Here is a 4,806-nt window from a genome sequence, read left to right as displayed (position 1 = left end):
GACAACCCGTTGGAATCACAGTCGCTCCGGCCAGCCAACCCCCGTTCCGATCGCGTTCAGAGACAGGCTCTTAGCGCCGGAATTAAGCCACGTTGAATTCGTCAACGGGCCGTTACCGTCGCTGGAGCCAAAGCGCACCGCCACTGTTACGAAGGACGCGCGGGCATGTGTCCTGAATAAGAGTAGGTTCTGCCTTCATCATAAAATCTGTGAACCACAGTATGTTCCAGGCGCGATTTTCGTAGAGGAACGCTCGTATGGCCTGCAGCTCGTTCCAGGACCGGTTCTCCTTGACCACCCATTCATGCGGATATTCGAAAGGCCAGAATATATCATGAAAATGTACAATTACACCGCTGGCAAGCCGTGGCAGAATTTCGAACAATTCGGTACATACATCGCTGCCAGTCTTTAGTACATGAGTTGAGTCAATGAACAAGATATCATTGGCTTTGAGGCCCTCGAAGAGCGCGAGATCTACGTCTTGCACCCTCTGACCGAGAATGGTCAGCCGCTCGCGCGAAGGGCCGACCATTTTGATCACCAAATCAGGAAAAGGATCAATGAGTGTGAGCTCGCATTCCTGATTGAGGAAATGCTCTATTGTGTCCAGAGTACAGGCTGATGACCATCCGGAGCCCACCTCAATAATTCTTTGTGGGCGGTGCAGTCGGATCATTGCGTGCAGTATACTGCCATCACCCCAGGAATAGGCCGGATTATTATAATGGTAGCGAAAGGCGGGCTGCGGGTCATCAGTGAAAGGTGCAGAGGCAAGATAAGGCAGCATCCTCCGCCAAAATGCTACCATTGCATCGAGGTCGGTTTCGATCCCGGGCAACATGGGTGGAAGCACGGCGTTTACCCTTAAGAGGTGTTCCTCCGCCTCGCCTTCATCACAGATGGGCGAGAAGAAATGACCCGGCGGCACAAACAGACCCACTCCAGCGCGGCGCGCTTCGGCTGCTGATGTCGCATCCAACGTGCTGAACTGCGTCACGCTAGAAGCTAACGATGCCTCGACCGCAGTGAGTCTTGCGTCAAGCGGCATAATTCTGGCCTCAATACGAGTCCAAACGCGACGCCAAAAAGGTCTAATACTCCGCTTGATCAGTTCACGCATCGCTTCCTCATTTTTGGATGACCATTCAGCCGCAACGAATTAGCCCGGAAATTTCACCAGTGTTGGCGGACTGTCAACGGCGGCGCTATAATAGGCCGGCGCGACGGAGTAATACCAACCCCCGCGGTCAGTGATTCAAGAGAGGGATTCCGCGACGCGGAGTTGGTATGAGGCCTGCATGCGGTAGAGGGTGAAGCGGGTCTTGCGCCAAATACTTGGCGAACTCCCTGTCAGCTTCTTGAATGCACGGCTGAAGGCCGCTTCTGACTCGTATCCGACCTCTTCCGCCACCCGGGCGACATTGACCCCAGGGCGTTCGAGCAACCGCGCGGCCACCTGCAGGCGCCAGCGGGCCAGATAGTGCATCGGCGGTATGTGTACGCAGTGAGCAAAGCGCTCCGCCAGGACAGATCGTGACACGCCGACATCGCGCGCCAAGCTCTCCAATGTCCAGGCCTCCGTCGGTCGCGCGTGGATCAGACGCAACGCGGCGCCGACATGACGGTCGCTCAAACCAGAGAACCATCCACCGGACTCCGCTGGCAGGGATTCCAGGTAGCCGCGCAGGACCTCAACGAACAGCAACTCGCTCAGCCTGGCGAGGACGATCTCGCTTCCTGAGCGTCCGGCTCGGCTTTCGCTGAGTGCCATACGGATCAATTGCGCTGCCCAGCCCGCGCCTTGGGCCTGCCCGCGCGCATGGATAATTCCGGGTAACGCGTCGAGCAATGGATTGAAAGGCCTTGCATCGCAGCCAAGGTAGCCGCAGACGAAGTGGACATGGTCGCAGTCGCCATCGCCCCAACGAAAGGTGAACGGCAACGCGCGGTCCGCGGGCCGATAGTACGCTGTGAGGTTGGGCTCAGCATGCATGCCTGGGCTGGAGCAGAGCACATGCCGAACGCCGGTCGGGACAATCAGCACATCACCGGCGCTCAAGGAGAGCGGCGCTTCCCCATGCCCTAGCTCCGCCCAGCACGATCCAGACAATAGAACATGAAAGCTGATCACGTGCTCGGCTTCGGGCATGACCCGGCCTGCAATCTCAGCCATGGGCAGCGTCTCTGCGACCCAGGGAGAGGTTGCTTCGATGTCGAAGAAGAGCGCGCCGCTCAACCGGACGGTGCGAAGGACATCCGAAAGTATCTCCACGCGACACCTCCCTGCAGGGAAAGCACACGACGTCGAGAGAACCTGCAGCGAAGTCGACCACGTTCCCGGACGATTGAGCAAGAAATTCCGACGCCGTGTCATTCAGGGCCACGCAGCTTCAATTTAGGCTGAAAGTTCGCCCAATGTCGTGAGGCCCGGGAGGACATGATGCCAGACGTCAACATGACGAACCTGAAGCCGATCCTGCGCGGCGGGCTGATCGAGCCGGGCGATGCCGCCTATGCCGATGCCTGCAAACTCTACAATGGCATGATCGACAAGCGGCCTCTGGCAATTGCCCGCTGCGCCGATGTCGCGGATGTCATCGCAGCGGTGAATTTCGGCCGCGACAATAGACTGCCGATTGCGATCCGAGGTGGCGGCCACAACGGTCCCGGTCTCGGCAGCGTCAATGACGGGCTGGTCATCGATCTCTCCTCCATGAGGGGCGTCCGCGTCGATCCCACGACACGCACCGCGCGTGTGGAGGCCGGCGCGACACAAGGCGATCTTGACCACGCGACCCATGCATTCGGACTGGCGGTCCCCGCGGGTATCATCTCGACGACGGGTGTCGCGGGACTGACGCTCAGCGGCGGGCACGGCTACCTGACGCGCAAATATGGGCTGACGATCGACAATCTGCTCGAGGCCGATGTCGTCCTTGCCGATGGCAGCTTCGTCACCGCGAACAAGGCGGAGAACAGCGACCTTCTCTGGGCGTTGCGCGGCGGAGGCGGAAACTTCGGTGTCGTCACCAGTTTCCTTTTCCAGCTTCATCGCGTCAGCCAGGTGTTTGCCGGCCCCATCGCGTGGGACCAGAAGCATGCGCGCGCGATCATGAAGCAGTATCGCGACTTTCTGCCAAGCGCGCCGGAGGATCTCGGCATTTTCCTCGGGCTGAAGACGGTCCTTTCCTGCGAACCATTCCCCAAGGAGTATTGGGGCAAGCGTATGTGCCTTCTGATGTCGTGCTACAATGGCAGTGAGGCGCGGGGCCGACAGGCGTTGGCACCGCTGCTCGACCAACTGCCGGACCCCTGGTTCAACTGGATGGGCACCATGCCTTATCCCGCAGTGCAGAGCATGTTCGACGGCCTCTATCCGAAGGGCATGCAGTGGTACTGGCGCGGCGACTTCGTTGGGACGCTGTCTGATGCGGCAATCGATGCGCATCTTGAGCAGGCGGCCAAGACGCCTAGTGAGCTTTCGCTGATGCACCTCTACCCGATTGACGGCGCCGTCCACCGCGTCGACCGGGCCGACACGGCGTGGAACTGCCGCGATGCAACTTGGTCGATGGTGATCGCGGGCATCGATCCGGACGCCGCGAAGGCCGGTGCGGTTACGCAGTGGACCAAGGCCTATTGGGATGCGGTGCATCCATTTGATCTCGGCGGTGCGTATCCGAACTTTATGATGGATGACGAAGGCGACGCGAGGCTGAGGGCGACCTATGGCGACAACTACGGGCGACTGTCGGTGGTAAAGAAGAAGTACGATCCGATGAACCTGTTCCGGATCAATCAGAACATCAAGCCAGCCGCCTGAATGGCGGCAGCAGCGGATTTTAGAAACGATAGACACGCAAAGGGCCGCACCGCAGGGCGGCCCCGGGTCTTTGCAACTGGACGCCTCCCGAAATCCTTGTTTCTGTGATGGCGGATTGCGGAAGTGTGCAAGCGAGCCTGCTGGGCGGGCGGATCGGTGGAATCATGCTGTCGAGGGATGGTCGGCGCGGCGCTGATGGCGGTGCGCGCTGCGGTTCCGGGCCCTAGCCGCAGCGCATACAGTTCGTACCGTCGTCGTTGCCATCGAACGGGTCAGCAACGCACGTGGTCTGCGCGTTGGGTGGAGTTGCCCCCATCAAGCCGGACAGGTGGCTTGGGTTGCTGACTGCGCAGCGATGAACTCAGGCGGCGAGCGCATGCGCAAGCCGCTGTGACGGTGGANAGCGATGAACTCAGGCGGCGAGCGCATGCGCAAGCCGCTGTGACGGTGGATGGTGTTGTCGTCCTCGAACCGGCCGGCCAGGCGCTGCAGGACGGAGATGGCGTCTGGCCTTGGGCTCACGCGGACGTAGTTGCGCTTGAAGGTCTTCACGAAAGCCTCGCAGACACCGTTGCTCTCGGGGCTGCGGACGGGCGTGAAGCAGGCGACGAGGTTCAGCGCGACGGCGAAGTCGGTGGTCTCGCCGGCGGTGTAGGCGGAGCCGTTGTCGGCGAGCCACTGGACGGGCTGCGGGGCGCGCAGCGCATCGAAGCGGCGTTCGACGCAGTCGAGCATCATGTCGCGGATCATCTCGCCGCTGATGCCGCCGCCGGAGGTACCGACCCAGGCCATGACCTCGCGGTCGTGGGTGTCGATGGCGAAGGCGGCACGGACGACCTCGCCGTTCCAACAGGTGATCTCGAAGCCGTCCGACGCCCAGCGCTGGTTCGATGCCGCGGCGATGACGGTGCCCTCGTGTGCGCGGAAGGCGCGCCTGCCGGTGTGGGGCTGCAGCAGCAATGAAGCCTGGCGCATGAGGC

General features: G+C 60.9%; 4 protein-coding genes. 1 reads left to right on the top strand and 3 read right to left on the bottom strand.

All coding sequences use genetic code 11. From position 1 onward, the window contains the following. Window positions 1-112: 112 nt before the first annotated feature. Together IEY36_RS30220 and IEY36_RS30215 are read right to left on the bottom strand one after the other, a co-directional pair. Window positions 113-1,123, bottom strand: coding sequence for a class I SAM-dependent methyltransferase (locus IEY36_RS30220; protein WP_188974012.1), 1,011 nt, complete (start codon window positions 1,121-1,123; stop codon window positions 113-115). Between the two features lie 135 nt (window positions 1,124-1,258). Then, window positions 1,259-2,275, bottom strand: coding sequence for an AraC family transcriptional regulator (locus tag IEY36_RS30215; RefSeq protein WP_229681723.1), 1,017 nt, complete (start codon window positions 2,273-2,275; stop codon window positions 1,259-1,261). 183 nt (window positions 2,276-2,458) lie between these two features. Here IEY36_RS30215 and IEY36_RS30210 point away from each other — a divergent pair, with 183 nt between their 5' ends. Next, complete coding sequence (locus IEY36_RS30210; RefSeq protein ID WP_229681722.1) at window positions 2,459-3,826, top strand: FAD-binding oxidoreductase; 1,368 nt, start codon at window positions 2,459-2,461, stop codon at window positions 3,824-3,826. 315 nt (window positions 3,827-4,141) lie between these two features. Here IEY36_RS30210 and IEY36_RS30205 read toward each other — a convergent pair. After that, window positions 4,142-4,806 (bottom strand): DDE-type integrase/transposase/recombinase (locus IEY36_RS30205; RefSeq protein ID WP_188974008.1); only part of this gene is annotated, 665 nt, incomplete at its 5' end.

It is taken from the genome of Neoroseomonas lacus (assembly GCF_014644535.1).
GTDB lineage: Bacteria > Pseudomonadota > Alphaproteobacteria > Acetobacterales > Acetobacteraceae > Neoroseomonas > Neoroseomonas lacus.
The sequence above is the reverse complement of the archived record's forward strand: the minus strand, read 5'-3'. Positions and strand labels throughout refer to the sequence as shown.